The organism is Pseudoalteromonas piscicida, from assembly GCF_002744175.1.
GTDB classification, from domain to species: domain Bacteria; phylum Pseudomonadota; class Gammaproteobacteria; order Enterobacterales; family Alteromonadaceae; genus Pseudoalteromonas; species Pseudoalteromonas piscicida_B.
In genome coordinates this window covers 25,682-52,296 of the sequence record NZ_NKHF01000100.1, presented here as the reverse complement: position 1 = coordinate 52,296, position 26,615 = coordinate 25,682, and the positions used below count along the sequence as shown (strand labels likewise).

The window sequence follows — 26,615 nt, the reverse complement described above, 5'->3', positions numbered from 1 at the left end:
GAAGCTCCTTAGTGCTTTGGAACGAGATGCACTTGCTACAGTGACCTTAAAAAATACGGGCTAAACTATTGCGGTGTGCCCCATAATATAGTTTAGCGGTTACTATTATACGCCTTGAAACTCTATTATTAATAGTGAGTTGAGCTAAAACCCATCATAAATGATGAGAGATTTGTTGCGCCTCGGCAGACAAGTTTATTACACTAGGTACATTATTTTTGTTAGCTAGATCAAATCTGCGCCAGATTATGAAAAAATTCCTCGTATTAGCCATTATAGTCGTTGCTCTGTTTACTGTGGATCATCCACTGATTAAAGAGCCAAGAGATAAGCTGTTAGGTCAAGGCGTTGAGGTACTTAGTGAATCAAGTAAAGTGCAGCGTAGTACCGCAGCAAGGATCGCCAGAGCCAATGTAGCTAAAGCGATTTCTATGACAGAAGATGAAAAAAATTACATTAATGAGGCGCTTGCAACGGACGAAAAAGTCAGGCTTTTTCATTTAAAGTATTGTAAAGAAAATGACTATAACCTTTACTTTTATGGTCCAGATCTTATCAAAATTTGTGAAATTGCAAATCAAGCAATACACGAAGCAAAGGCGCTATGATGGATTTTAGTCAGCTCAACAAGAAATCTTCAAAGTCGTTTAACGATCAAAAGGCACTGATAAAAAAGCTGAGCCAAGGTCGCGTCGTCAACTGCACTAGCTGCCAGCAACCCATTACACTCACACTCAACCCTGAATCTCACAATAGAGCCATTGCCCGTTGTCAAAAAGGCTGCACGCTTATTGAGCTAGACCTTGCTTGAAGTGGTTATTTGAGCTACTCAAATAACCCACTGTTTACCGCAGCTACTTCAACCAGCTCGGCATAGGAAGCTGCGAATTCGTTTGCAAGTTGTGCTTGAGTGGTTTGAAACTCAGCAAAAGACTGTCCAATCTTGTCACAATAAATCGTTAGCTGCTGTTCGCCTAGCGCAAAAAGCCCCAGCTGCTCGGTACTCATCTGCAGGGCCTGTTTAATCTCTTCAGAGAGTGGACTCGACATGAGCTGCTCATAAAATGGAGTCGCAGCCATCAAAAAACCTTCTGCCCAATTTATTTTCTGAAGTAATGGCGTTTCACTATGCCAAGGTAATTGAAACCCTGTTTCATATACCTGTTCTGATATTTCATGGTGCAGAGCCATCAATGCAAAGGCAACGCGCTCATCTAACTGAGGATCTGCATTGGTTAATGTTTTAAGCCACTTTTCTACTTCAATCCCATTGGGATCAATACATGTAGCAAACAGATATCCCTGTAAGAATGCGATATCAATAGATAGCTTACGCTCAGAAAAGTACTGTTCTAAGCATTGCTGATGAGCAGCGGTAAATGAAAAATCCTGCATAGTATTGCCTTGACTAGAGGCGCTAAAGTAGCACCTTTACAAAAAAGAACGAAAGGAAAGGTTAAGTAACCTGAGCTCCGGATAGTTAATGCTTTGTCCAAACCTCAGGTTAAGTATGACTTAAAGTCGCTTATAAGTTAACAGGATAGCGTCCTTCACCATCTGGTCGACCTAAGAACTTGACTGCATCATGTACTTCTTTTGGTAAATTGGCATCCGGTTTGATGTTGCCAGCAACCCTAAACTGGAAATTGGCGGCAAGCGTGGCGTCCGCTTGTAACCCTAAACGGTTTTCAGGGTCAACCACCACCGCAATATCCCCAGATTTACAGGCTAACTGGCCACTCAAATCACCAATGCTAAACCAGCCATTCATGCCTTTCACATCAATATTAGGACTGCTAATTTCACCATTTAAGCCTTCACAGTATGGTGCACCACTTCGGTATTCTTTAACATTGACAATAACGCGGCCTTTCGCATCAACTGGCAGTGGTAATGTTACTTGGTCCATGGCTTGTTCAACACTAAAACGCAGCGAAGCGTTATTTACCGAAACCGTTTTGCTTAACAGGTTAGAAGAAAAGTTTGCTTTGCCAGAAATTTCGCTCTTGTCTCTAGGATTTCCAAACTGAACATTGCCAGCTAGATTACCCAGTAGCAGTGCTGAAGGTTCAATATCCCACTTCACTTGATTCAATTGAATATTATTAAACCTAACACCACTGACTTGGCCATGCCATACAGAGCCATTCACCGCTCCAAGTTGCAGGTTTGGCGGTAACTGTCCCTTAAATACCTGTAGCAATACAGCCGCTGGCATCGTAAAGGTACAGAAAACAATGAACGCCAGCAAAAAAATGATGAGTAGAGTTAGTGTATTTTTCATAATTATTTCTCTAAAACCAAACGACTAACACGAACAAAACCAGGTAAATTCCCCTGCGTTAGATCGAGGTTTTCTACCTTCACCCCATGTTTGTTTGTCAATTCGTCTATCCATGCGACCAACTTATTAAATTCAACGTTATCTATGGTCAAGCGTATCGCTTCTCCACTTGGTTGCATCTTACTAATATCGATTTGAAAACGGCCGCGAGTATTATTAACGATTTGGCTAATGTTCCCACCACTAATCACTCGTGAAGGGCTGCTAGACTTTAACTTATTGACACTTTGCCCTACCCAGTTAACCAGTTCATGATTGCGTTTAAGCTTTGCTTCAGCATCACTAACAGCCTGATTCAGCGGCCTAAATATCCCCATAACGAGCACGAAGACCACAAAGGTAACACCAGCAACGATAAGCAGCCTTTGTTCTTGTTCTTTAAGGCCACGCCAGTAGTTGATTACTTGCTGCTTCATGCTGCACCTCCAATGCGAATTTCACCAACCACAAAGTCACCATCATTATTTAAGGCTCCTTGCTCAACGCTAACGCCACGCTGCTCAAGAATTGACTTTACTTGGCCAAAGACTTGGAACTCTTTCGCTCTCGCTCTGATCCGTAATTCATTTCTTCGTTTGTCATAGCGCAGTGTCTCAGGAGTAAAGGCATCAATTTCGTCGTAAATCGCAATAAAGTGATTCGTCAGCTCAAGCAATCCACCTTGCTCAGCACCAGACAGGGCATTTAACTCATTTTGAATTTGCTTTTTCAGCAAGTGTGGGCGCACCACTTTATTTGGAAACGCTTGTTGATACATACTCACAGCCTGCGTTTCAAGCTGCTCAGCTTGATGGCTAACAACATATAACTGTGTGCCTTTGATAGCAATAAAACTGACCACCGCCACACTTGCAGCGATTAAACCACTGCGCCAATCACGCCACCATTGTGGCTGCTTCTTCTTCGCAGCAAATCGGCCTTGGCGTAAGTTAAAATCGATATCAGGCAATGTTTTTGCAAACAGTGCTAGCGGCAGATCATACTCTTGCTGCTGTGCCGTTAGTTTAATATCACTAGCAAAATCATTCGCTGGACTAAAATGTGCAACATGTTCGACACCCGCAATGTTCAAGTAGTCGTTAACCCAACTAAGCTCAGCCGTGCCAATTTGCCATGTACTATGTTTAAACAGCCATTGTTGGCCTAGCTGTACAGCGCTCGTCATCGCTTCTTGAAGCGGTAAACATAAAGCATCCGGCACCGCCTTAGAAACACTCATTCCCGCGTCTTCAAATGCAATAAACCAACTTTGGAGCCAATCGTGGTCACAAACAGCAACATCTATAGTGTGCGTATCTTCTTTCATACCAGGTTTACCAATAGCAACAAACAAGCTATCAATATCGGTTGCCACCTGCTCTTCAAGCATAAAAGGAAGGGCTTGCTCTAGCTTTCTATTCCATTTTGCGGGTAGCTCCAAGGTGCGTAGTTGCACTGCTGTCGACGGAAGTAGTAATACCACTGGTCGAGTGTGTGCTTTATCTGCAAGTTTATCAAGCTGCTCGCTATCCTCGAGTTCACCACTGGCAATAATTTGTTGTTGTTCTGTTGACCATACTAACCAATGTATTGTCGCCTGGTGTGACTGGTCTACACGGACCAATAATTGTTCTGTCACTCTACGCCTCCAAACTTACGAGCAAGCACGTACGCTTTACCATCTTTTGTTTCTATAATTGATGTGAGAGAAAAGCGTCGCTCATCAAACACTGCCGTTGCTCGCAACTGAAAATAATTGCTGTTAATCGTAAATAATTTGGAAGTCTTGTTGGGGTTTTTTACCCCTTGGTTTGCGACTTCCGTGTAAAATTCATTAATATCGCTAAAGCCTTTTTTTGGTCTCGCTGAAATAATGGCTTCAGCTCCTGACTTTGATAGACCAGGGATCAGGGCACTTAGTAACAGTGCTTGTTCAGGTAAAATGGTATTGACGTTAACTGCCAGCTCCTCACTACCTGGGATCACACAAACATAAGGCTTGATCTTTTCCATTACAAGCGGATTAAACCCCTTAATTATGCGCAATTCGCTTACCGATGCCATCAGATTATTCGCGGTCAAATATGGCGTTTGATTCGACATGTACTCGTCTTCTTCAGCTCCCGAGCGATAAGTAATACTGTCTTCGTCCAACCAATCATAGACGCTGTCAGCAAGAGCTTCTTCACTTTCATTACTCGGTAAGTCTTCGATGTTCTTTAAAAGCTCTAACAGAGCACCATGGGCCACATTAGTACTTTTTGCGCCGAGCTGTTGACTACGCTGGTTGTTGTTATTATTAGCTTGTGGCTTTGCTCTTAAGGCGTTGAGATTTAAACAAGCCTGTAGATCTGTCACTTTACCACTCAAGGTCCCGTGATCAACTGGATATGGCACTTCTTCTCGCGCCCATGGCTGATCTAAGTTCACCGTATCAGGATCGTCTTTTTTTACTTTGATCAGCGCACGTTTTACTAATTCTTCTGCACCATAGCTATACCACTTTGCCTGCTGCTGCGTTTGAATATTTGATGCCTTTTGCACCTGAACCATCAAACTGCTTGCCATTTCGGCAGCAATTGTCGCTGCCAATGCAACGATAAACAACACAATAACTAATGCTGCACCTTGTTGCCTCATGGGATCTGTTCCTCGTCCATTTTGCCACTACCCGGCGTTAAGAATAAGCGACTAATAGGATCTGAATCTTTTCTTTGTAGCGTCACTTTGACCGCTCTGGGCAATGATTTGGATTTCCAATCGGATTGCCACTTTTGTTTGTCATCTAAAAACTCAAATTTTAGCTCTTCTACATCTTCAAGAATGACTTGTGCTCTGGGCTCTGTTCCATCTAGCTGATCGACATATATGCGATAAATACGCTCAAGATTATCATCAACCACTCTGTATCCAACCGCTTGTAATTCGGACCGAGGCAACAAACTAATTGGGTTTGTCCAACCATCACGGACAAAAGCAATACCGTCATATTGACTATCCAGCTCATATCGGCCATGAATAATGTAAGTCGGACTAAAGTCGCCCGCCTCATTACGTACTTCACGTTTGGTAATTTGATTGAAATCTTGGTCCATCAAGCGAAAAGTGGTTTGCAACCCTTCAATCTCAGCGATTTTCTCAGTAGAGGCAGCTTGAGCCTTCAAGGTTGAGTCTAAAATTTGGTGTGTAGCCGTAACTACCACCGCTAATATAGCGAGGGCCAATAACACTTCAATAAGCGTGAAACCGTGCTGCCTATGTATTTTCACTACTTACCTCGGTACATAAATGTGGTGATGTCATATACCGAGTTTTTAAGTTCCGGCTCACGAAAAACATGTACGGTCAGTTTTACAAAGCTAGGATCTGCGGTTTTTTGAATGTGCTGTTGCCAATACCATGTTACCCCAGCCATTTCCTCTTCGCCTTTATTGCCATTCTTTCCATGCCAATCCTCGCCTTGAGCACGCAAAAAGACTAAGCGATTCTCCGCAACCCATGATGCATAAGTTTGTTCCTCTAGTGAACCGATATGAGTAATATGCTCACTGGTTGCCTGCATTGCAGCTATACCAGCCACAGCACAAATACTCAGCGCTACCATTACTTCAAGTAGTGTAAAACCTAAGTTTTTCCGAGCGGTCATAGTTCCGGCTCCCGTTTTAGGCTTACCGGAGCCATGAACTCCCCTTCAACGTAGAATATAGGCTCTGGTAGTTCTTTATTTTCAACACTTAACCTAAACGCACTAACTTCACCAGACGATAAAATTAATACTTGGGGGATCTTGAGTTTCTTTAACTCTAATAAACTGTCATCATCACCGCCACTCATAAGTTCTCGCCAGTTCGCTTGTTCAAGCAAATTATCTTGAGACCATGGGAGATCTTCTAGTATGAGGTCAATTTTATATTGCTCGGGTGGTTCAATGGGCTTGTAAATATCGTCCGCTTCAAAGGGTCGCCATTTTTCACCGTCAAATACCAAAAACTCAAGCATCCCTTTGTCTAAATGGAAGCCTAGCTCCACTTGATTTAATACGGCAAATTCAGAGGCGAGGTTAATTGTACCCTGCATACGCATTGCCATGCTTTCTAGCTCTTCTTCATCACTGTCACTTACGGTGTAGGTAATTAAGTTCACTGAAAAAGCAATGATCACTAAGACAACGAGGACTTCAAGTAAACTGAAGCCCTTTGCCTTAACCGATGTATTGGTACGCAGTGTTGAGTACATAAATTAACGGTCTTCTGTATCCCAGTTACCGATATCATCATCAGTACCTACTTCACCGTCAGGTCCCATAGAGAAGATATCAATTTGGCTCATTTCACCAGGACTAACTAGCTGATAAGGGTTACCCCATGGATCTTCAGGAAGCTTTGAAATAAAACCACCTTCAGGGAAACGCTTCGGTACTGGGTCAATATTGGTTTGTGTCACCAATGCTTCAAGGCCTTGCTCAGTAGTCGGATAGCGCTTGTTTTTCAGCTTATACATTTTCATCGCATCTTCAATTTGGCGAATATCCAGACGCGCCTTTTCTTTGGCTGCTTCTTCTTGTTGACCCATCACGTTAGGGGCAACGATAGACAAAATCATACCGATGATAACAAGTACCACCATCACTTCTAGTAGTGAGAAACCTGATTGTTTTTTCACAATGTTTACCTCAATGCTGTTATTAACGACCATGTCCATTATGTACTATGGCCTTTCCTTTTTGACTATAATCCTACGGCTTTGTTCATCGCCATAATCGGCTGAAGTATCGCCATAACTATAAACAGTACGATAATTGCCATCGTTGCTATCATCGCAGGTTCTAGCAATTTCAGCGAGACATTTACCATACTTTCAAATTCTTGTTCTTGGTTGTTGGCCGCGCGCTCGAGCATTTGCTCCAACTCCCCTGATTTTTCCCCACTTGCAATCATATGTAGCATCATAGGAGGAAACATCTTTGTTTGTTGCAACGAGGCTCGGAGGCTGGCTCCTTCGCTCACTCGAGTAGCCGCTTCAGCCACCGACGCCTTGATTTTCTCATTTTCAAGAACTTGTCCAGATATCTTCATGCCTTCAAGTAATGGCACTGAGCTTGAGGACAAAATACTCAAAGTACGAGCAAAGCGTGCCGTATTTACGCTTCGAGTTACTTTCCCAAGGCCCGGTAAGCTTAACAGTTTACTATCGTACCAAAAGCGAACTTTAGGCTTTTGTAATGCCTTTTTAATAGCATAAGTGCCAATAACAACAACAGCCAGTGTAATCATCCAGTAGTTTTGGACAAAGTTACTGGCAGCCATAACCCACTCCGTTGTCCATGGAAGTGCTTGCTTTGACTTTTCAAAGGTCTTTAAGATTTTTGGTACAACCGTCCCTAGTAAGATAGAGACAATAGCAATCGCAAATATCACTAGGATGATTGGATATACCATCGCTTGTGTGATTTGACTGCGCATATGTTGGCGTTGCTCGGTATAATCAGCCAGTCGGTTCAATACTTGATCTAAATGGCCCGATTTTTCGCCTGCAGCAACCATCGAACGATATAAATGATCAAAAACGTGTGGAAACTCACTCATGCCATCAGCAAGGGTATAACCTTCTACGACTTTTGATCTTACCGCCATTAACATACGCTTTAGTCTTGGTTTTTCGCATTGTTCTGCTACAGCCATCACAGCTGCTTCAACCGGTAAAGAAGACTGGATTAAGGTGGCAAGCTGACGGGTGATCAATGCAAGATCCGATACCGATGGACGATAGCCTCTAAATAACGTAAAACCACCGCTACTTTGACTTTTTTCCTTCTCAGCAGCAGGCATTACTTCAAGTGGCATCAATGCCTTTTCTCTGAGCATTTGCCTGATTTGCTTTGCTGTGTCGGCTTCTAAAATTCCTTTCTTTTCTTTGCCTTTAGCGTCCAGAGCACGATATTCAAACGCTGCCATTAGCCTTCCTCACGCGTTACACGCATTACTTCTTCTAAGGTCGTTTGGCCAGCCAGTACTCGCGAACAGCCATCTTGCCTAATGCTAGGTGTGCGCTTGCGAATATATTTTTCAACCGCCTGCTCACCCTTACCGTTGTGGATAAGTTCACGGATTGGTTCATCAACAATCAGTAGCTCATGAATACCAGTACGGCCTTTATAACCATTGAAGTTACACTCTTCACAGCCGACCGCACGGAAGATTTGCGTGCCACTGTCTTTGGCCACACCAAGCAGTTCACACTCTCGTTCATCCGCTAAATGCGCTTCTTTACAATTCGGGCAAAGCGTTCTTACCAATCGCTGTGACAATACCCCTAACAATGATGAGCTTAATAAGAATGGTTCAACACCCATATCTTCCATACGGGTAATTGCACCTGCAGCCGTGTTGGTATGCAGTGTAGACAATACTAAGTGGCCGGTTAGAGAGGCTTGAACGCCAATTTGTGCGGTTTCTAAGTCTCGGATCTCACCTACCATTACCACGTCAGGGTCTTGACGAAGGATCGCACGTAACCCACGCGCAAATGTCATATCTACTTTCGGGTTTACCTGAGTCTGGCCAATACCTGGGATTTCATATTCAATCGGATCTTCTACCGTTAAGATGTTACGGTCTTTGGAATTGATCTGCGTCATCCCAGCATACAAGGTAGTACTTTTACCAGAACCCGTTGGGCCAGTAACGAGTATAATACCGTGCGGTTTAGCAATGATTTCCGCAAATGCATCACGATTAGCTTGAGTCATCCCCAGATCTTCTAGATCTAACCTTGCATTGTTTTTATCTAGTAGACGCAATACAACTCGCTCACCAAAGCTTGATGGCATGGTTGATACACGCACATCTACTGCTCGGCCAGCTATTCGTAAACTAATACGACCATCCTGTGGCACGCGTTTTTCGGCAATATCCAGCTTAGCCATTACCTTAATACGAGAAACCAATAATGAAGAAAGCTTACGGTTTGGTTTTAAAACCTCTTTCAACACACCGTCAACCCGGAAGCGGATCACAAGCTCTTGTTCGAAGGTTTCGATATGGATATCAGATGCGCCTTCTTTAATTGCCTCACTCAACATCGCGTTAATAAGCTTGATAATAGGTGCATCATCGTCTGCTGCGAGCAAATCTTCCGTTTGTGGCAGCTCTTCGGCTAACGAAAATAGATCCATTTCGTTGCCGATATCTTCCATCATCTGCTGCGTTTCAGAGCTATCTCTTTGATAAGAAGCTTCAAGCATATGTTCAAAGCGCGCTTCATCAAGTGCCTCAAGATGCAATGACTTCCCAGCCACTCGACGCACTTCCATTAACGTTTCAAGATCGAGTGTCCCTTTATGGTAAAGCTTCGCTCGCTCTCCATCAGGGCTCAATAATACCCCTTTACGTCGGGCATAAGAAAAAGGCAGGCGCAGTGTAATCGAAGGGACGACTGACGCCTCCACCACATCACTGGTCACAAGTTCGCCACTTTGTAACTGGGCCGCCATTTCTTCAGCTTCGGCTCCGAGATCTGGCGCGACTTTTTCATCAATCATCTTCACGCTCTTTTCTATTTTGCTCTTTCAAGAATTCTTCATACGTAGGTGGCAGAGTAAGTTTGTCATCCCATTTAGGTAGGATTGGCGTATCTTCAAACGGCATTAGCTCGATACCCTCTTCTCTATGTTTATGCTGCTCACCGCGAATAAAGTTATATTTAGAGTGGCTGATATCATTCATACTGCGACCATCACGCACTATCGTCGGACGGATAAACACCAGCAGGTTACGTTTTTCTTTTTGAGTGCCCGTCGATCTGAATAGGTGGCCTAGCACTGGAATATCACCAAGTAATGGAACTTTAGAAACACTTTCTTGGACAGATTCATCAATCAAGCCACCAAGAATAACCATACCGCCATCATCTGCGATAACCGTGGTATTAATAGCACGCTTAGCCACTCGAATATCGACAGAAGTAGCCCCTTTTACACTAGATACTTCTTGCTCAATTTTCAGCTGTACCGCAGTCCCATCGTTAATTTGAGGGGTTACTTTTAGTTTGATACCCACTTCTTGACGATCTACAGTCTGGAAAGGGTTAGAGTTATTGTCATTAGCAGTAGAACCCGTCACGATCGGTACTTCTTCACCGACAATCATAGACGCTTCTTCGTTATCCATGGTAGTCACCGACGGTGTAGCCAGAATGTTTGAGTTCGTATCTGTGGTTACCGCTTGGATGATCGCACCCCAGTCATTTTTGACGATACCAGCTGCTAAACCATTAATATTTTTAAGCAGGCCTGCCAAACCACTATAATCACCGCGCTCAGTCGTAGTTGTATTAGATACATCATTATCATCTGTACCAACTATCGTCCCTTTAATCTCTCTATCACGCGCTTGCTCTGCAGCCACCGCCAATGAACCAATTGGCACTGTGCTGCCATCATTAAACTGTAGCATCCCGCCCTTTTCAGAGATCCATTGTAAGCCAAGGTTAATACCATCGGCTTCAGAAACTTCGACGACAATCGCTTCAACTAAAACCTGCGCTCGGCGAATATCTAGCTTTTTGATCACTTGCGTTAATGAACGCATGGTGTCTGGTTGTGCTGTAATAACCAGGGAGTTTGAATCTTCGTGCGCTTCTATACTGGTTTCATTGTTATTGCTACGTGAGCGAGTTTGTTGGCCACCGGTTTGCTCTTCTTCAATGGATTTACTCACGCCTTGCAATACTTTCACTAGGTCTTCGGCTTTGGCATAGTTAAGATAGAAAACCTGTGTGTTGCCTTGTGATTGCAACTCATCATCTAAACGTTTGATAAGCTCCGCAGCTCGGCTTCTCGCCTGAGACTCACCGCTTACAATAACGCTATTAGTTCGCGTGTCAGACACGATTTTAGGAATAAGAAAATCCGGAACTCCACCCTTACCTGAATCTTGGAAGATTTTTTCAACAACCTTCACGACATCTTCAGCCGTTGCATGTTTTAACTTGACTATGTCGACACGTTTATCACCCGCTTGATCAACCGTTTTGATGATATCAACAAGGCGATTTACCGAAGAGGCATGACCCGTTAGCATCATTACGTTAGCTGAGTTTAAATTTGTAACGTGACCACCGTCTTTTTGATCACTGAATTGGCGAATAAGGGGGCCAAGCTCTTGAACACTAACGTTCTTCACGCGAACAACGCGTGTTACCATAACGTCACCATTCCCTAGCTCTTCGCCAGATACCAAAGGCACGTTTGACTTTTTACCGTCTGAGCTACGAACTACTTTAAGCACACCGCTATCCATTTCAATAACAGAGTAGCCATATACTTCAAGCACGTTCAAGAAGAACTGATAATACAGCTTTTCATCCATCAACTCATAGCTGCGTACGTTAATATTACCACGCACGTTAGGGTCGATGATGATGGTTTTATTTAGTTTATCACTAACGATATTGATGAATTCATTAATATCAGTACCTTTGAAGTTCGCTGCGTATTCAACCGCAGAAACAGAAAGTGAAATACCAGCAGCAATCAAGAGTGTTGCATACTTAGCTAACCCTTTTTTGGTTTTTGTGAGGTGTAGCTTTTTACCCATTATTCTAAAACTCCAAAATTAGTAACTTTACAGGCTAAACTGCACATCCATCACCTGACCGTCTCGCTCGATCGTGATGTTCGCATCTGTGCTGGTTCTAAGTTCATTAATAGCTGACATAGCCTGTTTCATATCCGTGAGCTGAAACCCATTTATTGCGATTGCTAAATCATTCGATTTAAGCCCGACTTGCTTAAATAATTCAGGATCTTTTCCCGGTGTTAATCGATAGCCAATGAGCTGCCCATTACTTCGTTCAGGAGAGATTCTTATATAATCAAATAGTTTTCCAGGGTCTTGGAGCAACTCTTGGCGACGACTTGCCAGCTCATTTTTGGCGGGAGTGGGTGCAGTGGCTTGATTGACAATCTGTTTCGACTTAGAGGGCATTGCCACTGTGCGGCTAAACTCCAACCCATCTAGCATTAATGTTTCAAAACGACCACTAACATCTAAAATCACACGATCCGGTAGCACGCGAGCTAACTTCGCGCGCGTCCCTGTTACAGACCCACCCACTGAGTAAGTTTCTTGACGGCCTTGAGACTCAATAATAGCAAGTCCCGCTCCATCATCTTGGCTAACAGCGACAATACCAGTGAGTCTAACATTAAGCGTCGTTTCTGGCGCATCTGATACTACAGGCTCAGGCGTAGCTTCAGGCTTAGCATTCGCCTCTCCAAATAAATTTCTTGCAACAATACCTTGGCTTGTAATGCTGTTACTTGATTGGCTATAGAGTTGTGATGCAGGCAGTAGAGGCTGTGTTTGTGGCACAGGCCATAACAACCAAAACAATTGCGAAAAGAGATACGCAATGTAAACAACCGACAGGACAACAAGGGTGCGGCTTAACTTCGCATGGGGCATACCAAGCCAAAACTTCTGAAGCTGCTGTAACTGTAATTCCATATAATACTTTTCTTATTCTCTTCAACGCCTCAGTGTACCGCCTCGAAATTTTTTCAACAAGCGTCTAATTGTTAAACTTTAATTTAAACAGGTACACTGTAAGCCAATTAACTGAATATAAACCCAATCTTGGAACACAAGCTAACATCTTAGTTCACTTTTTAGGTAAAAAATTTCATAAAACCCTACTTCCTGAGTTTGACACCCGTCACTCTCTTTGTTTGCAAAGCGAAATATGCTAAATTTATCAGGTTAAATTTCACACTTGCAAAATAGTTAACGAATTGTGACAAAACTCCAACAGGAAAACAACCAATCTGAACAGAAAGTTCGCATTGATAAATGGTTATGGGCCGCTCGCTTCTATAAAACCCGAGCGCTTGCTCGCGACATGGTCCAAGGTGGCAAAGTACACTATAACGGTCAGCGCTGTAAACCCAGCAAAATTGTTGAAATAGGTGCGGTTGTTAAATTGGCCCAAGGTTATGAAGAGAAAGAAGTAACCATAATTAACATTATGGAGAAGCGACAAGCTGCTCCCATCGCACAGACTCTCTATGAAGAGTCAGAAGCGAGTATCGAAAAGCGAACTCAAAATGCGTTGGCGCGCCAAAACAATAGCTTATTTGCACCGCGACCGGCTACTAAGCCGGACAAGAAGCAACGCCGTGAATTACTTAAATTGAAGTCAAACTAGGATTTTCATTAATGCAGACTGATTTACTCCACCGTTATATTTTCGACAAACATGATGTACGTGGTGAGCTTGTTCAAATAGAGCAAACATTTACAGATATCATCAGCGGTCACAACTACCCAGAGCCTGTACAACAGTTATTGGGCGAATTATTAGTTGCAACCAGTTTGCTCACCGCCACCTTAAAGTTTGAAGGCGATATTGCTGTTCAACTCCAAGGCGATGGTCCGGTGAAATATGCGGTAATTAATGGCAATCACAAACAGCAAATGCGTGGCGTAGCTCGGTTACAGTCCGAGGTAACGGGCTCATCGATCCCTGATCTTATCGGTAAAGGCTACATGGTCATTACCATTACACCGATAAAAGGTGAACGTTATCAAGGTATTGTTCCATTAACAAAAGAATCACTTGCTCAGTGCCTTGAAGAATACTTTGAGCAATCAGAGCAGCTCAAAACACGTCTTTGGTTTGCAACTAAGGTGACAGCTGAAAGAGTGCAAGCATCTGGCTTATTCTTACAAGTGCTTCCAGTAAATAAAGAGAAGTCGATTGTCGATTTTCAACATTTAGAGGCCCTGAGCAGCACAATTAAAGACGAAGAGCTATTAGATCTCGACGCTAATACTGTACTAACTAGACTCTATCATGAAGATAATCCGCAATTATTTGAGCCTCAGGCAATTTCGTTTGTGTGTGGCTGTAGCCGTGAAAAGACGGAGAATGCGCTAGTTAATGTAGGCCAAGAAGCCCTAATGGAAGACTTGCAGAAACATGGCGAAATCAATATCAGCTGCCATTATTGCTTGAAAAACTACGTTTTTAACGAGCAAGAGATAAAATCGTTATTTAATTAAGTTATGGCTTTGCCCTTAATTACAAAATGAAACCGCCATTTTTGGCGGTTTTTTTGTTGCTACCTGCTGATACCGGTGTCATAAAACATCTAAAAACTATGACACCGGTATCATTGAAATTATTCAAGTTTTTTGACGTTTTTATGTAATTTTAACCACTCTAAAGGCTCGAATATCTCAATTTCATCTGTTACTATAAATTTAGCTAAGGGCAAGAGTACCCCAGAGCTATCCCGTTCAACTCTCACTTTTTAGGTATAAACATGACTTCAAGCGCTACTCGTTTTGTCGATTTAACCGCAGCTGAACTTGTCGAACACGCTATCCGTCGTGGCGAGGGCACTTTAGCCGCAAATGGAGCTTTTGTAGCAAAAACTGGTCGCCGTACTGGACGTTCACCAAATGATCGTTTTATCGTACAAGAATCAAGCACTGAAAATGATATTCAATGGGGTAACGTCAACCGCCCATTCGACAGTGCGAAGTTCGATGCATTGTGGGCTCGCGTAGAAGCACACGTTCTTGAAAATGACCACTTCGTCTCTCACTTAGAAGTGGGTGCAGATCCAGAGCACTATTTACCAGTAGTCGTAACGACTGAAACAGCTTGGCATCATATATTTGCTAAGAACATGTTTATTGAGCCTAATACTTACAATAAAGCAGATTTACCTGAATGGCAGGTGATGAATGTGCCTTCTTTTGTTTGTGACCCTGAGCGTGATGGTACAAACAGCGATGGTACTGTTATCATCAACTTTGCACAACGCAAAGTGCTAATCGCGGGTATGCATTACGCCGGTGAAATGAAGAAATCAATGTTCTCGGTACAGAACTTCCTTCTTCCTGCAAAAGGGGTTTTACCTATGCACTGTAGTGCAAACGTAGGTGAAGCTGGCGATACAACGCTATTCTTTGGTCTATCTGGAACGGGTAAAACAACGCTTTCAGCGGATCCAAAGCGCTTCCTTATCGGTGATGACGAGCACGGTTGGGCACCTGGTAGCGTATTCAATATCGAAGGTGGTTGTTATGCAAAATGCATCGACCTCTCACAAAAGAACGAGCCGGTTATCTGGGATGCTATTCGCTTCGGTACTATCCTAGAAAACGTTGTACTTGATGAAACACGCACACCAGATTACACAGATTCAAGCTTAACGCAAAATACACGTGCAGCTTATCCGCTTGAACACGTTGAAAAACGTAAAGAAGAAAACCGTGCAGGTGAGCCTCGTGCAGTGGTATTCTTAACGTGTGACGTGAGCGGCGTATTACCACCAGTTTCTATTCTGAGTGAAGAAGCTGCGGCTTACCACTTCTTAAGCGGCTATACAGCAAAAGTAGGTTCTACTGAAATTGGTTCAACTTCTGACATCGAATCAACGTTCTCTACTTGTTTTGGTGCACCTTTCTTCCCACGTCCAGCAGGTGTTTATGCTGAACTGTTAATGAAGCGCGTACGTGAATTTGGCGCTAAAGTTTATCTAGTTAACACAGGTTGGACTGGCGGCCCATATGGTATTGGTAAACGCTTTGATATTCCAACAACACGCGCAGTTATCGATGCAATCGTAAACGATACGCTGGGTGGCGTTGAAACACAGCATATTGAAGCACTGAACCTAGATGTGCCAGTTGCAGTAGAAGGCGTTGATAGCAACCTTCTTAACCCTGTAAATACCTGGCAAGATCAAGCCAAATATGCAGAGTATGCGGCAAAACTAGCAGCTGACTTCAAAGAAAACTTCGCTAAATACGATGTTTCTGAAGCAATCAAAGCAGCAGGCCCTCGCGGCTAAGCTAGCCTAGAAAGATTCCTTTATCAAAAGCGCCCCTTGTTGGGCGTTTTTTTGATCTAAAAAACCCACTTCAAGTGGGTTCATTTTTTGCACTAAAGCTTTTTAATCAATTACATAGCCTTTGCTCAGAAGGGAAACGTCCTCTTTGGCCTTTATATGTTTTATAAAGCTTGGTTTTTGAATATGCCTCAATTCGAAACTCGACAGGATAGATATAGTTAAAATCAATATCATGGTATATGTAAGTCAAGATACGGCATTGTGAAGTGATATTAGCGACTTCATCCGTATCCAGAATATATCGAAAGTATTGTTTAAACTCAGGAATAGACATAGATGCAGTGCCAACATCTCCACTGGCACTGATTTCACCAAATTCACCAACTGTTAATTTTTTCTCATTTGCATGCACATGAGTGCTCAGAGGTAGGGTTGCAACAAGTAAAGCAGCTGCAGATATTAGTTTTTTCATACAATTTTCCTTTTATATTAGTTAACTGTTAAGAATAAAGGATTACATGCAAAAGACTAAATATCAACAAAGTAAACAGAACCATAACGAAAACCTCTTAAAAACCTAAACAGAAAAGTGGAGTAGAAAGCTTGGTGGGGCTCCGCGTTTTCGGTGAAGCTATTCACTTAGGCGAAAACAGCTAAATTTGGTTTGATAGTACCTTCTTTAACGTTAAGGTGAATTGCTGCAGCGTAATAGGGATCACAACGACCAACGCAACTCCCTTATCAAAATCAGGATTCACACGGCAGTAATGTGCAATCTCATTTTTCTGACTGTTGCGGAAACTTTCAACTTCTTCCTGACTATAATTCGTTCTCCGTCCAACTACCTTTAAGCATCGCAAACCATTATATATACTCACTCGGCCGCTTGGATTAATCAAATCATAGAGTTGCACTAGCTGATTATGCTGATGGGCATCGGACGGATAGACTTGTGCGATGTTTTTCGCCATCGCCCTAAACATCGCAGGGCTCAACATGGTATCTGCATACAATAACTTGCGCCAAGGATATCGAAGATACCGTTTTAATACCTCAGTCAGGGAAAACAAAAAGGTACTGTTTTTCCCTCTAAAGTTGGGCAAAAAAGCAGCAGACGCACCGACCAGACAAAAATCGCTTCTGCTGTCATCAAACGTCAGTAAGCAGTAACCTACCACTTTTTCGTCTGACAAAAACAACCTCAGCCTTCGAGTTACCTTCTCGCCGCTTTCAAAGTACAGAGTAAAATAATGTTCCACATCTACGTCAGCAAAGCTTGCTTCAATAACACGCTTAAGCTGAATTAACTGCGTCTCCTCAAGCGCACCTGCCGTGTAGGTTAAGTTACGGCATTGCAACGGATTATGCATATAGTGGCCTAGTTATCAATATCTTGTACTCCCATCTGAATACTTGCAATATTTTCTCTGGATAGAATAACAGTACGGCTTTTTGATTGCTCATACAAAAAAACATAACGCTCAGACTCAAGTATGATTTGCATATCTTTAAAGTGACGTTTGCCTTGTTGGTCAAGATTAATAGGGTTTATCAAATCAAAGCTGTATAGCTTTCCATCGCCTTGTTTAATGCTGTCACTGTTCCAAGCTCCTAATAATCCGGCATATAAATTCGGAAAAACAAAAATAGTCACAATCACAAAAGTATAAAAAGGATTAAATCGGTATAACATGCGGTAGGTAAGCAGCCAACTTTTCCACCCCTTAAAAGTCGTCCCCCCGCTTAACTTATATAGCCGACTCATTAAATATGCGATGCTTGAACTACAAATAATGGCAGAAAAGGTAGCAAAGAGAATGGCTGGCTCTGCTAAGAATGCCATCATGAAGTCACTAAGTTCCATGTATTTGATAATGTCGATAGAAAAAGCATTAAACAGAAATAAGAGATACACGAAGCCAGATAAATTAAGGGTAAGATACCCCAAAGAGATCAGGACCCCAGGTTGTTCGTAAACAAATTTCCCACACTGTTTACTCGTGTCCATAAACCAAGTGTAATACTCTGAATCATTGTCAATTTTTCTCATTTTATTTCCCCTGACGCAGTGATTTTGGTAATACTCCCTAAATTTGCATCAGGAATAGCTGCTGCTTTCTTCGTTTCAGGGTCATAGATAAATGTATAACGTGATGTTGATAACACAATCACAACAGAGGGGATGGTCATCACCTGTTGGCCAAACCAATCTACAGGATAACTCAAGTAAATATCAGCGTTTCCTTGCTTGAAACTTTTTACTTCTTTCACTGCACTCTTTGCGGCAAAGTCAGCCGCCAGAGTCGATAATAATAGAGTCAATGTAATAGTGGTAGCCATTGGAAACTTATATAGTGGCTGGTTGACAATATAATTCAATTTTCCTAAACCTAAAAACCGAATTCGAACAAATTTTTTATCCTGTTTGATGATCGTCAACAGGCTAAGAACCACAAGAGCAAATGCCGGTATAAATAGATAGTTGGTCATCACAACTGTTAAAAAGTCACTAATGCCTATATGTTTAAGAGCAGAGAAACCAAACGCATTAAGCAAACGGGTAAGATAGAATAGTCCAATGCCGCTAACCACAAGGTAAACCATAAAAGGGATCAGAGTTGAATGGAGTCTTGCGAACTTCTTAACCGTGGCAAGGCGCCTTAAAACGGGGATTAATCGTGTGCTGGATACTACAATAGCCACAAAAGTATTCCTTACTATTGCTAAAGGCTCAAGATAATACCTCGAGCCAATCTCGTTTATTTATTATTAAACCTGAGGATTAGATAAGAAGTGAACTAACTCATTGTCTGAAAATCACATTAAATTATTTACTTATCTAGCCAGAGCGGTTTGGGGAGAACACCGGTTCCGCGCTCTGCTTTCGCTGAGGCTCCTACACCTCTAAGAAAAGCCAGTTTTAGCAGTTAGCGCTAAAACTGGCTGCTAGAAAGGCATTCATTATCCGAAGCTCAGGTTAGTTATTATTCTCTTCGAGTTTACCACGATAAGCAGGCAATGAAACCTCGGCAACTAAACCACCACCATCGCGGTTTCTCAGTCTTACTTTACCGCCATGCGTGGTAACAATCCGTTTAATAATAGCAAGTCCGAGACCACTTCCTTCACTTCCCCTAGCCTGATCCCCTTGTTTAAATGGTTCAAATACAGACTCCAACTCAGACTCAGGGATCCCAGGTCCCCTATCCATCACTTTCACGATAACCGAGCGGTGCTTGGGACTATATTCCGTTGTGACCTCAATATCCTCTTCTGAATAACGTATAGCGTTTTCAATCATATTGGTAAACACACGCTTCAATGCAACGGCATTCATCATCACTGCGGGTAAATACTGCTGCGCCTGCAAATGGATCGGTCTTTGATGCTGCTGTTCGGCATGTACCACTTCTTCAATCACCGTATTAACATCATCCGCTGACATTTCAGCGCCGTTATGGTGGCGTAAGTATTCGATAAACTGATCGATAATGGCATTCATATCTTCAATATCATCAATAATACCTTCGCGAAGATAATCTTCTTCATCCGACATCATCTCAGTGGCAAGACGAATTCGGGTAAGCGGAGTACGCAAGTCATGAGAAACGCCGGCCATTAATAGCCGTCTGTCACTTTCAAGTTCAGCAATACCTTTAGACATCTTATTAAATGCTCGGGTTACCTCGATCACCTCGGTAGAGCCTTCTTCCACCAATCGAGTAGAAAAGTCACCTACCCCAACTCGACTTGCTGCAATTTGTAATGACTTGAGCGGCTTATTTAGGTGCCGAGCAAAAAGCCAACCACCTAAGACGCTTAAAAAGCCAATACTGGAGAGGTAGAAAACTAAAAACTCCATTTTTGTTTCACTGAGACCACTTAGGGGAACCCTAACCCAATAACCAGGCGCTTGTGGCGCCTCAACCCAATAAACAACTGGGTCTCCTTGACTGATCCGAACCCGAGCCGAGCCATTAAGCTGCTCAGACATACTACGCGAGAGCAAAGTATACTCTTTTGCTTGTCCGAGGCCATTCACATAAGCTTCGCGTTGTGTCATCACTTCGATACCGGTTATCTCAAAGAATTTTCGGGAGAGTGTGCTGTCCACCTCAACGCCGTCTTCCCAATCAATAAAAACAGTTTTAACCTGCTTCGCGAGCATTAAGTTCACTTGTTCAAAAGTGGGCTTGAACACGTATAATGTTACTGTGATATATGACACTACCTGATTAATCAGCAGCAAAGCGCCAACAAAAAAGACGGTTTGTCCAAAAGCACTGCGAGGTAACATAGCGACTACTTCACGCCGTCAGGCACAAATACGTAGCCGAGGCCCCAAACCGTTTGAATATACCTTGGGTTGGACGCATCATCCTCAATCATTCGACGTAGGCGTGAAACTTGAACATCTATACTACGCTCCAATGCGCTGTAATCCCTGCCTCTTGCAAGGTTCATCAATTTATCTCGACTTAACGGCTCACGAGGGTGGCTTACAAGGGCTTTTAATACCGCAAACTCACCAGAAGTCAGCGAGATTGTTGTCTCACCATGTTGCATTTCTCTGGTAGCCAAATTAAGCGTAAAGCTGCCAAAGCTTACCTCGTTTTCTTCTGCTGCGGGTGCACCTGGCACTTCTTTGGCACGGCGTCGCAAAATGGCCTTGATCCGCGCAAGTAACTCTCTTGGATTAAATGGCTTTGGAATATAATCGTCAGCCCCAAGTTCAAGTCCAATTATACGATCTACTTCATCCCCTTTAGCCGTGAGCATCACAATGGGGATTTCGTTTTCTTTTTGCCTAAGGCGGCGACAAATAGAAAGACCGTCTTCTCCCGGTAGCATCAAATCTAACACCATTAAGTGAAAGTTTTCTCGTTCGAGTAATCTATCCATTTGCTCAGAGTTTGCCGCACTTCGAACAATAAAGCCTTGCTCAACTAAGTAACGCTCTAACAAACTACGTAAGCGCATATCATCGTCAACGACGAGTACTTTGGTGGTTTCATTTCCCATTTATATTTCTTCTATTTATTAATTTACTAAAGCTTACTGATCTGCGACATTCCGTACACACATCATCGTCCTGTTCATTGCATGCTCATGGCGAAAATGGACCATGATATTATTATGCTTAAATATAATTGAATTTGGTGCTTTTCGACACCATACATTGATACTAGATTGTTACCGAACATTACAAGGGTTTAACCCAACAGACCTAAGCAACATGAAAACAAATTTGATCACTCCCGAGGGCTATCGCCAACTGCAGCAAGAACATGATCACCTGTGGTTTGAGAAACGTCCAGAAATTACCAAAATAGTGAATTGGGCAGCAAGTTTAGGCGACCGCTCCGAAAATGCCGATTACACCTTTAACAAACGTCTACTAAGGCAAATAGATAGACGTGTTCGCTTCTTGCGCAAACGTATGCCCGAGCTTAAGGTCGTTCAGTATAGTCCTGAACAAAACGGTAAAGTTTTTTTTGGCGCGTGGGTGGAAGTAGAAAGTGAAGAAGGCGAAGTACGCTCATTTCGCATCGTAGGCCCTGATGAAATATACGACCGCAATGACTATATTTCTATTGATGCGCCAATGGCACGTGCGCTGCTGGGAAAACAAGTCGATGATGAAATCACCGTTACCACACCTCATGGGCAGAGACTTTGGTTTATCAACCAAATCGAATATCGTAATAACACGGAACAATGATAACATTGAGCTAAATATGCTTGCCCAACTAGCACATCTCTACCTTGCATTGGGCCAGCACAGACTGATAAAGATGAGTATAAGGATTTTGCATGAGCAATATCGCACAACGTTTAGCAACTGAGCTTAACGCAAGAGAGCAACAGGTTAACGCTGCTATTACTTTGCTAGACGAAGGGGCAACAGTCCCATTTATTGCACGATACCGTAAAGAGGTAACAGGTGGCTTAGATGACACACAATTACGCCTATTGGAGCAGAGGTTAGGTTACTTAAGAGAGCTTGATGAGCGCCGTGAGTTTATTGTCAAAACAATTGATGAACAAGGCAAACTCACTGCCGAGCTACGTGCAGAGCTCCAAGCCGCAGACAGCAAAACCGTCCTAGAAGACTTATACCTTCCCTACAAACCTAAACGCAGAACCAAAGGCCAGATAGCAATTGAAGCTGGACTTGAGCCTCTGGCCGATGCATTGTTCGCCGATCCTAGCCTCAATCCAGAGCAACAAGCCACTGCATTCATTGATACAGACAAAGGGGTAGCTGATAGCAAGGCGGCGTTAGATGGTGCTAAATTTATTTTGATGGAACGCTTCGCTGAAGACGCCAAGTTACTTGCTAAGCTCCGAGCGCACCTAAAAGAAAATGCACAAATTGAAGCAAGAGTCATCGCCGGCAAAGAAGAAGCTGGTAGTAAGTACCGTGACTACTTTGAGCATAACGAACTGTTAAGTAAAATTCCTTCACACCGCGCCTTGGCAATGCTTAGAGCACGTAACGAAGGGTTTTTACAATTGTCTATCAATCCAGAACCTAGTGTTGAGGATGCAGCCCAATTTTGTGCCCAGATCATTGCAGACCACTATGCTCTAGCCGTGTCAGGTGAAGCCGCCAGTGAGTGGCTTATGGGCGTAGTGCAATGGGCCTGGAAAATCAAAATCGCATTACATCTAGAAAATGAATTTTTAGGTGCGATGCGTGAGAAGTCTGAATTAGATGCAATCGAAGTATTCGCTAAAAACCTAAAAGACTTACTGATGGCTGCGCCAGCGGGTGCAAAAGTGACGATGGGGATAGATCCTGGTTTACGCACTGGGTGTAAAGTTGCGATCGTCGATGCTACCGGTAAACTGATCGCTACAAGCACTATTCACCCACACGCTCCTCAAAACCAATGGGATAAGTCGCTTAAAACACTAGAGCAGATGTGCCGACAGTATAAAGTCGAGTTGATCGCCATTGGTAACGGGACAGCATCACGCGAAACCGACAAGCTTGCTGCCGAATTATTAAAGCAAGCATCTGAGCTAAAACTAAACAAAATCATGGTCAGTGAAGCCGGTGCATCTGTTTACTCTGCTTCGGAGTTTGCAGCGAACGAATTTCCTGATCTTGACGTCTCTTTGCGCGGTGCTGTTTCTATCGCGAGAAGATTACAAGATCCTTTGGCAGAGCTGGTGAAGATTGAACCAAAATCGATCGGTGTTGGGCAGTATCAGCACGATGTCTCGCAAAGCCAGTTAGGACAAACACTAACAGCTGTTGTAGAAGACTGTGTAAACTCAGTGGGTGTAGATGTGAATACGGCATCTGTACCATTATTAACCCGTGTCTCAGGTTTGAATAAAACACTCGCCAGCAATATCGTAAAATACCGCGATGAAAATGGTTCTTTTACGAATCGCAAAGCGCTTAAAAAGGTTGAACGATTAGGGCCTAAAGCATTTGAACAAGCGGCAGGTTTCTTGCGTATTGCTAATGGCGACGACCCACTAGATGGCTCTGCGGTTCACCCAGAAGCATATCCAGTTGTCAAAGCAATATGTGCGAAGCAAAGTCTAGAAGTAGATGCACTTATTGGAAATCGCGAGGTCTTAAACGGACTTGTTGCTAACGATTATGTTGATGATAAGTTTGGTGTACCTACCGTTACAGATATTATCAAAGAACTCGATAAACCAGGCCGAGATCCTCGCCCTGAGTTTAAAACAGCACAATTTAAAGCGGGTGTTGAAACCATTAATGATCTTACTGTCGGTATGATATTAGAAGGCGTAGTTTCAAATGTGGCTAACTTTGGCGCGTTTGTTGATGTAGGTGTGCATCAAGATGGCCTAGTACACATCTCAGCGCTGACCGATAAGTTTATTTCAGATCCTCGTGAAGTGGTTAAAGCCGGTGATATCGTTAAAGTTAAGGTGATCGAGGTTGATGTACCTCGTAAACGTATTAGTTTTACCATGCGCCTTAATGATGAGGTATCACATCACTCTACACACAAACAAAATGCTAAGCCTAATAAGGGAAAACCAGCACAGAAGGCAGCAAAGTCAAAATCCCGTGATGCTGGAAATGCTGCGATGGGGAATGCCTTTGCAGAAGCTTTTGCTAAACTGAAAAAGTAATAATTTACTCACTCACAAAATAGCAAGATTATCCGAGCTCAGGAGACCTGATTAGGAACTGACTACAAGCGTTGAATAATACCAATTGTATTAACTAACGCTTGCTTAGTTGCTCAAGCATTAAGTCTGGTATGAGTCTGTGACAAAAAAAAGCGCGGCATTCGTCGCGCTTTTCGTTTGTTGGGGGGTTTTAACTCGTCTTCACTGCATTGGCCCGCGGAGGTAAAGGCCAGTACCTACGGTTAAATCTGCACAGATAGCGACGCAGGTTTATCTGGCACCGCTACATGTTGGTAAAAGTCAGAGATCCTAAGTGATCTCGCTTGGATCTCAGGGTCGGGCTCGATAGGCATGGCTACCGCATACGGATCCGCGTCTTGCTTAAGCTTGACCTGCTCCTCTTCAGTCTCAGCTTTTGCCTGCTCACCACTCAAACGTCGAGTTTGAATATTTTGTACACGCCGACCGCCACTCTGCTCTTCACCGCTAATAGCGGCTTTGGCTAAATCAGCTTGGGCGGCCGAAAGCTTTTGGGTCGCGTCAGCGGCAATCGCTCTATCAGCGCCAGAAGGCTCAGCTGGAGCCAATGCAGCTGCTCTCACTGTCTGCATTTTTTCAATCGTCCCTTGAGGATCACCTTCGATCGGTGCGACATCTATCATGACTTCACCGCCAATGGCGTAATTATTGCCATCGGGACCACGTTGATATTCATAGCTTGGGGAGCCGGCGTACTGACCACCAACCCTAGCATGAGCTTGTTCGTGTAAGCGAACTTCTCTATCTCGGGATTTTAGCTCCTGAACAATCTGCTCATCCTGTTCGGCTTGCTGCTGCTCTTGTTCGCTTTTTTCTTTTTCTTGGCCTTCGCCTTTTTCTCCCTCTTCTTTACCCTCTATTTTTTTATCTTGCTCAGTTTTACCATTAGAGCCGTAGACTTTGCCTTCTTCTATATTATTAGAGCGGCCTTTTTCGGAGTCTGAAAGATTACGATTTTCAGTGAATGAAGGGTTAGTTGGTGTTGGCTTGGGTATCGCTTCACGTAGCTGATTGTCGCGTACAACCGTTTCGGTGTACACGTTGGCAGTGTTTAAATTCATCGCCGGTGGTGGCGTTACTATATTCATTACACTCTGATATCAATCAACGTACCTAATGCTTCATCTGCGGTGCGAATACTTTGGACATTAGCTTTCGCGTTAAACTCTTCTACTTTAAGCGCTACAACTGACTCAGTCAGGCTCGGCGTCTCGCTGACAGGTGCTGTTACAGCCTCGTCAGTGCTGGCACCTTGCAATTGTCGCCCAAAAGCACGGTCGGCAGTGCTTTGCTCTTCAGCCGCAGCACGGTTTATATCAGCGCTAGCTTGGGCGATCCCCTGAGCAGCACGGTTATAACCATCGATTCCGTTATTTAACACATCACCTATTGGCATAGTCACACCTATTAGATAAACCTTTTCTTACTGACTAATTATTGCGCAAAATATCAACAAAAGAAAGTAAAAGCGGCAATTTTTTGCCGCCTCATTATTTCTATAAACTAAATAATTGATTTAAGGAGGGATAAAAATTCATCTTTATGAGAAATAAAAGGTGCATGAGAGGCTTTAGTAAGGGTATACGCTTTAAAATTTGGGTTTAACGCCTGTATTTTTTCCATGGCGGCGATGGGAACCAAGGAGTCTAATCGCCCAAATACGCCAGCAACAGGCTGTGTTAGCTGTGCAAACTCAGCACGCAAATCTGCCGACTCTAATATCGTGAGGCCACCAGCCAGTGCTTTACTTTCAGCTGCAGGTAGCTGTGCTAATAATGCCCGCAGTTGTTTTATGTCTTCTCGAGCATGTTCACTGCCCATCGCTTGAATCGCCAAAAAACGCTCTATGGTTTTAGCACTATTAGTTTGAAGCTGTGTTGCAAAATTCTTTAAAACGTTTGGCGCGATACCGGGCCAGTCATGCTGCTCACAAAAATATGGCGTCGACGCGACTAATATCACTTTACTGACTTTATCTGGAAAGTGTTTGGCTAAGTGCAAGGCGAATAGACCGCCTAAAGACCAACCAATAACAATACTTTGAGGCGCTAACTGCTGCGCTATCAATGCGGCATTATTGGCAATTAAATAGTCGCCATCGGCGCTCGACGCCCCACCAAATCCCGGTAAATTTATCGCTTTTATCATTGCTGGGTATGTTGTTGTAAGGGCTTCTTCACATAACTGCCATACCGCCTTGTTCATTCCCCAACCGTGGAGAAGTACAACTTCATTTTGCATTTATCGGATCTCTATACCAAA

Annotated in this window: 29 protein-coding genes; 7 read left to right on the top strand and 22 right to left on the bottom strand. The window is 43.3% G+C overall.

The genetic code is table 11. From position 1 onward, the window contains the following. The first annotated feature begins 248 nt into the window (after positions 1 to 248). Positions 249 to 608, top strand: coding sequence for a hypothetical protein (locus CEX98_RS20205; protein ID WP_242441772.1), 360 nt, complete (start codon positions 249 to 251; stop codon positions 606 to 608). Further along, positions 605 to 811: a hypothetical protein gene (locus CEX98_RS20200; protein WP_425334959.1), complete on the top strand. Its 207-nt coding sequence runs from the start codon at positions 605 to 607 to the stop codon at positions 809 to 811. The genes CEX98_RS20205 and CEX98_RS20200 overlap by 4 nt, the downstream gene beginning before the upstream one ends. A 14-nt stretch (positions 812 to 825) precedes the next feature. Here CEX98_RS20200 and CEX98_RS20195 read toward each other — a convergent pair whose 3' ends face one another. From CEX98_RS20195 to gspC, 13 genes are all read right to left on the bottom strand, one after another. Then, positions 826 to 1,395 carry a UPF0149 family protein gene (locus tag CEX98_RS20195; protein ID WP_099643790.1) on the bottom strand — a complete coding sequence of 190 codons (570 nt, stop codon included), beginning with the start codon at positions 1,393 to 1,395 and terminating at the stop codon, positions 826 to 828. Between the two features lie 130 nt (positions 1,396 to 1,525). Beyond that, on the bottom strand, positions 1,526 to 2,284 hold the full coding sequence (locus CEX98_RS20190; protein ID WP_099643789.1) for a type II secretion system protein N: 759 nt from the start codon (positions 2,282 to 2,284) through the stop codon (positions 1,526 to 1,528). Positions 2,285 to 2,286: 2 nt separating this feature from the next. Beyond that, the gene (gene gspM / locus CEX98_RS20185) at positions 2,287 to 2,760 is read right to left on the bottom strand and encodes a type II secretion system protein GspM (protein ID WP_099643788.1); all 474 of its coding nucleotides are present in this window, start codon (positions 2,758 to 2,760) and stop codon (positions 2,287 to 2,289) included. After that, a complete protein-coding gene (gene gspL, locus CEX98_RS20180) occupies positions 2,757 to 3,962 on the bottom strand; it encodes a type II secretion system protein GspL (RefSeq protein WP_099643787.1) in 1,206 nt (401 codons plus the stop codon). The genes gspM and gspL overlap by 4 nt, the downstream gene beginning before the upstream one ends. Further along, complete coding sequence (gene gspK / locus CEX98_RS20175) at positions 3,959 to 4,963, bottom strand: type II secretion system minor pseudopilin GspK (protein WP_099643786.1); 1,005 nt, start codon at positions 4,961 to 4,963, stop codon at positions 3,959 to 3,961. Before gspK ends, gspL begins: the two co-directional genes overlap by 4 nt. Continuing rightward, on the bottom strand, positions 4,960 to 5,592 hold the full coding sequence (gene gspJ, locus CEX98_RS20170; RefSeq protein ID WP_099643785.1) for a type II secretion system minor pseudopilin GspJ: 633 nt from the start codon (positions 5,590 to 5,592) through the stop codon (positions 4,960 to 4,962). The genes gspK and gspJ overlap by 4 nt, the downstream gene beginning before the upstream one ends. Continuing rightward, positions 5,592 to 5,969, bottom strand: coding sequence for a type II secretion system minor pseudopilin GspI (gene gspI / locus CEX98_RS20165; protein ID WP_099643784.1), 378 nt, complete (start codon positions 5,967 to 5,969; stop codon positions 5,592 to 5,594). The genes gspJ and gspI overlap by 1 nt, the downstream gene beginning before the upstream one ends. After that, a complete protein-coding gene (locus CEX98_RS20160; protein ID WP_099643783.1) occupies positions 5,966 to 6,559 on the bottom strand; it encodes a prepilin-type N-terminal cleavage/methylation domain-containing protein in 594 nt (197 codons plus the stop codon). The genes gspI and CEX98_RS20160 overlap by 4 nt, the downstream gene beginning before the upstream one ends. Positions 6,560 to 6,562: 3 nt before the next feature. After that, positions 6,563 to 6,985: a type II secretion system major pseudopilin GspG gene (gene gspG / locus CEX98_RS20155; protein WP_277948940.1), complete on the bottom strand. Its 423-nt coding sequence runs from the start codon at positions 6,983 to 6,985 to the stop codon at positions 6,563 to 6,565. Between the two features lie 65 nt (positions 6,986 to 7,050). After that, entirely contained in the window at positions 7,051 to 8,277 is a 1,227-nt protein-coding gene (gene gspF, locus CEX98_RS20150; protein ID WP_099643782.1) for a type II secretion system inner membrane protein GspF, read from the bottom strand. Further along, complete coding sequence (gene gspE, locus CEX98_RS20145) at positions 8,277 to 9,863, bottom strand: type II secretion system ATPase GspE (RefSeq protein WP_099643781.1); 1,587 nt, start codon at positions 9,861 to 9,863, stop codon at positions 8,277 to 8,279. The genes gspF and gspE overlap by 1 nt, the downstream gene beginning before the upstream one ends. Continuing rightward, positions 9,856 to 11,919, bottom strand: a complete 2,064-nt coding sequence (gene gspD, locus CEX98_RS20140; protein ID WP_099643780.1) for a type II secretion system secretin GspD — start codon at positions 11,917 to 11,919, stop codon at positions 9,856 to 9,858. Before gspD ends, gspE begins: the two co-directional genes overlap by 8 nt. A gap of 27 nt (positions 11,920 to 11,946) precedes the next feature. Continuing rightward, on the bottom strand, positions 11,947 to 12,831 hold the full coding sequence (gspC, locus tag CEX98_RS20135; RefSeq protein ID WP_099643779.1) for a type II secretion system protein GspC: 885 nt from the start codon (positions 12,829 to 12,831) through the stop codon (positions 11,947 to 11,949). Positions 12,832 to 13,117: 286 nt separating this feature from the next. On the opposite strand from gspC, the gene hslR reads away from it, so the two are divergent. The 3 genes from hslR (at position 13,118) to CEX98_RS20120 (ending at position 16,187) form a co-directional block, all read left to right on the top strand. Continuing rightward, complete coding sequence (gene hslR, locus CEX98_RS20130) at positions 13,118 to 13,528, top strand: ribosome-associated heat shock protein Hsp15 (protein ID WP_099643778.1); 411 nt, start codon at positions 13,118 to 13,120, stop codon at positions 13,526 to 13,528. Positions 13,529 to 13,539: 11 nt separating this feature from the next. Further along, positions 13,540 to 14,385 carry an Hsp33 family molecular chaperone HslO gene (hslO, locus tag CEX98_RS20125; RefSeq protein ID WP_099643777.1) on the top strand — a complete coding sequence of 282 codons (846 nt, stop codon included), beginning with the start codon at positions 13,540 to 13,542 and terminating at the stop codon, positions 14,383 to 14,385. 263 nt (positions 14,386 to 14,648) lie between these two features. Beyond that, positions 14,649 to 16,187 (top strand): phosphoenolpyruvate carboxykinase, encoded by a 1,539-nt coding sequence (locus CEX98_RS20120; protein WP_099643776.1) that lies wholly within the window; start codon positions 14,649 to 14,651, stop codon positions 16,185 to 16,187. A gap of 106 nt (positions 16,188 to 16,293) precedes the next feature. On the opposite strand, the gene CEX98_RS20115 is transcribed toward CEX98_RS20120, so the two are convergent. From CEX98_RS20115 to ompR, 6 genes are all read right to left on the bottom strand, one after another. Further along, on the bottom strand, positions 16,294 to 16,659 hold the full coding sequence (locus tag CEX98_RS20115; RefSeq protein WP_099643775.1) for a hypothetical protein: 366 nt from the start codon (positions 16,657 to 16,659) through the stop codon (positions 16,294 to 16,296). Positions 16,660 to 16,840: 181 nt separating this feature from the next. Beyond that, the gene (locus CEX98_RS20110) at positions 16,841 to 17,557 is read right to left on the bottom strand and encodes a hypothetical protein (protein ID WP_242441771.1); all 717 of its coding nucleotides are present in this window, start codon (positions 17,555 to 17,557) and stop codon (positions 16,841 to 16,843) included. 8 nt (positions 17,558 to 17,565) lie between these two features. After that, complete coding sequence (locus CEX98_RS20105; protein ID WP_099643774.1) at positions 17,566 to 18,237, bottom strand: hypothetical protein; 672 nt, start codon at positions 18,235 to 18,237, stop codon at positions 17,566 to 17,568. Further along, on the bottom strand, positions 18,234 to 18,890 hold the full coding sequence (locus CEX98_RS20100) for a hypothetical protein (RefSeq protein ID WP_143484364.1): 657 nt from the start codon (positions 18,888 to 18,890) through the stop codon (positions 18,234 to 18,236). Before CEX98_RS20100 ends, CEX98_RS20105 begins: the two co-directional genes overlap by 4 nt. Positions 18,891 to 19,164: 274 nt before the next feature. Beyond that, positions 19,165 to 20,484, bottom strand: a complete 1,320-nt coding sequence (envZ, locus tag CEX98_RS20095; RefSeq protein WP_099643772.1) for a two-component system sensor histidine kinase EnvZ — start codon at positions 20,482 to 20,484, stop codon at positions 19,165 to 19,167. 5 nt (positions 20,485 to 20,489) lie between these two features. Beyond that, positions 20,490 to 21,209, bottom strand: coding sequence for an osmolarity response regulator transcription factor OmpR (ompR, locus tag CEX98_RS20090; protein WP_099643771.1), 720 nt, complete (start codon positions 21,207 to 21,209; stop codon positions 20,490 to 20,492). A 214-nt stretch (positions 21,210 to 21,423) separates the two neighbouring features. Between ompR and greB the strand changes: the two genes are divergently transcribed. Next, a complete protein-coding gene (gene greB / locus CEX98_RS20085) occupies positions 21,424 to 21,909 on the top strand; it encodes a transcription elongation factor GreB (protein WP_099643802.1) in 486 nt (161 codons plus the stop codon). A 92-nt stretch (positions 21,910 to 22,001) separates the two neighbouring features. Next, positions 22,002 to 24,314, top strand: a complete 2,313-nt coding sequence (locus tag CEX98_RS20080; RefSeq protein WP_099643770.1) for a Tex family protein — start codon at positions 22,002 to 22,004, stop codon at positions 24,312 to 24,314. Positions 24,315 to 24,556: 242 nt separating this feature from the next. Here CEX98_RS20080 and CEX98_RS20075 read toward each other — a convergent pair whose 3' ends face one another. From CEX98_RS20075 to bioH, 3 genes are all read right to left on the bottom strand, one after another. Continuing rightward, the gene (locus CEX98_RS20075; protein ID WP_099643769.1) at positions 24,557 to 25,441 is read right to left on the bottom strand and encodes a putative metalloprotease CJM1_0395 family protein; all 885 of its coding nucleotides are present in this window, start codon (positions 25,439 to 25,441) and stop codon (positions 24,557 to 24,559) included. Then, a complete protein-coding gene (locus CEX98_RS20070; RefSeq protein ID WP_099643768.1) occupies positions 25,441 to 25,749 on the bottom strand; it encodes a hypothetical protein in 309 nt (102 codons plus the stop codon). The genes CEX98_RS20075 and CEX98_RS20070 overlap by 1 nt, the downstream gene beginning before the upstream one ends. 107 nt (positions 25,750 to 25,856) lie before the next feature. Continuing rightward, positions 25,857 to 26,594 carry a pimeloyl-ACP methyl ester esterase BioH gene (bioH, locus tag CEX98_RS20065; protein WP_099643767.1) on the bottom strand — a complete coding sequence of 246 codons (738 nt, stop codon included), beginning with the start codon at positions 26,592 to 26,594 and terminating at the stop codon, positions 25,857 to 25,859. Positions 26,595 to 26,615 lie beyond the last annotated feature (21 nt).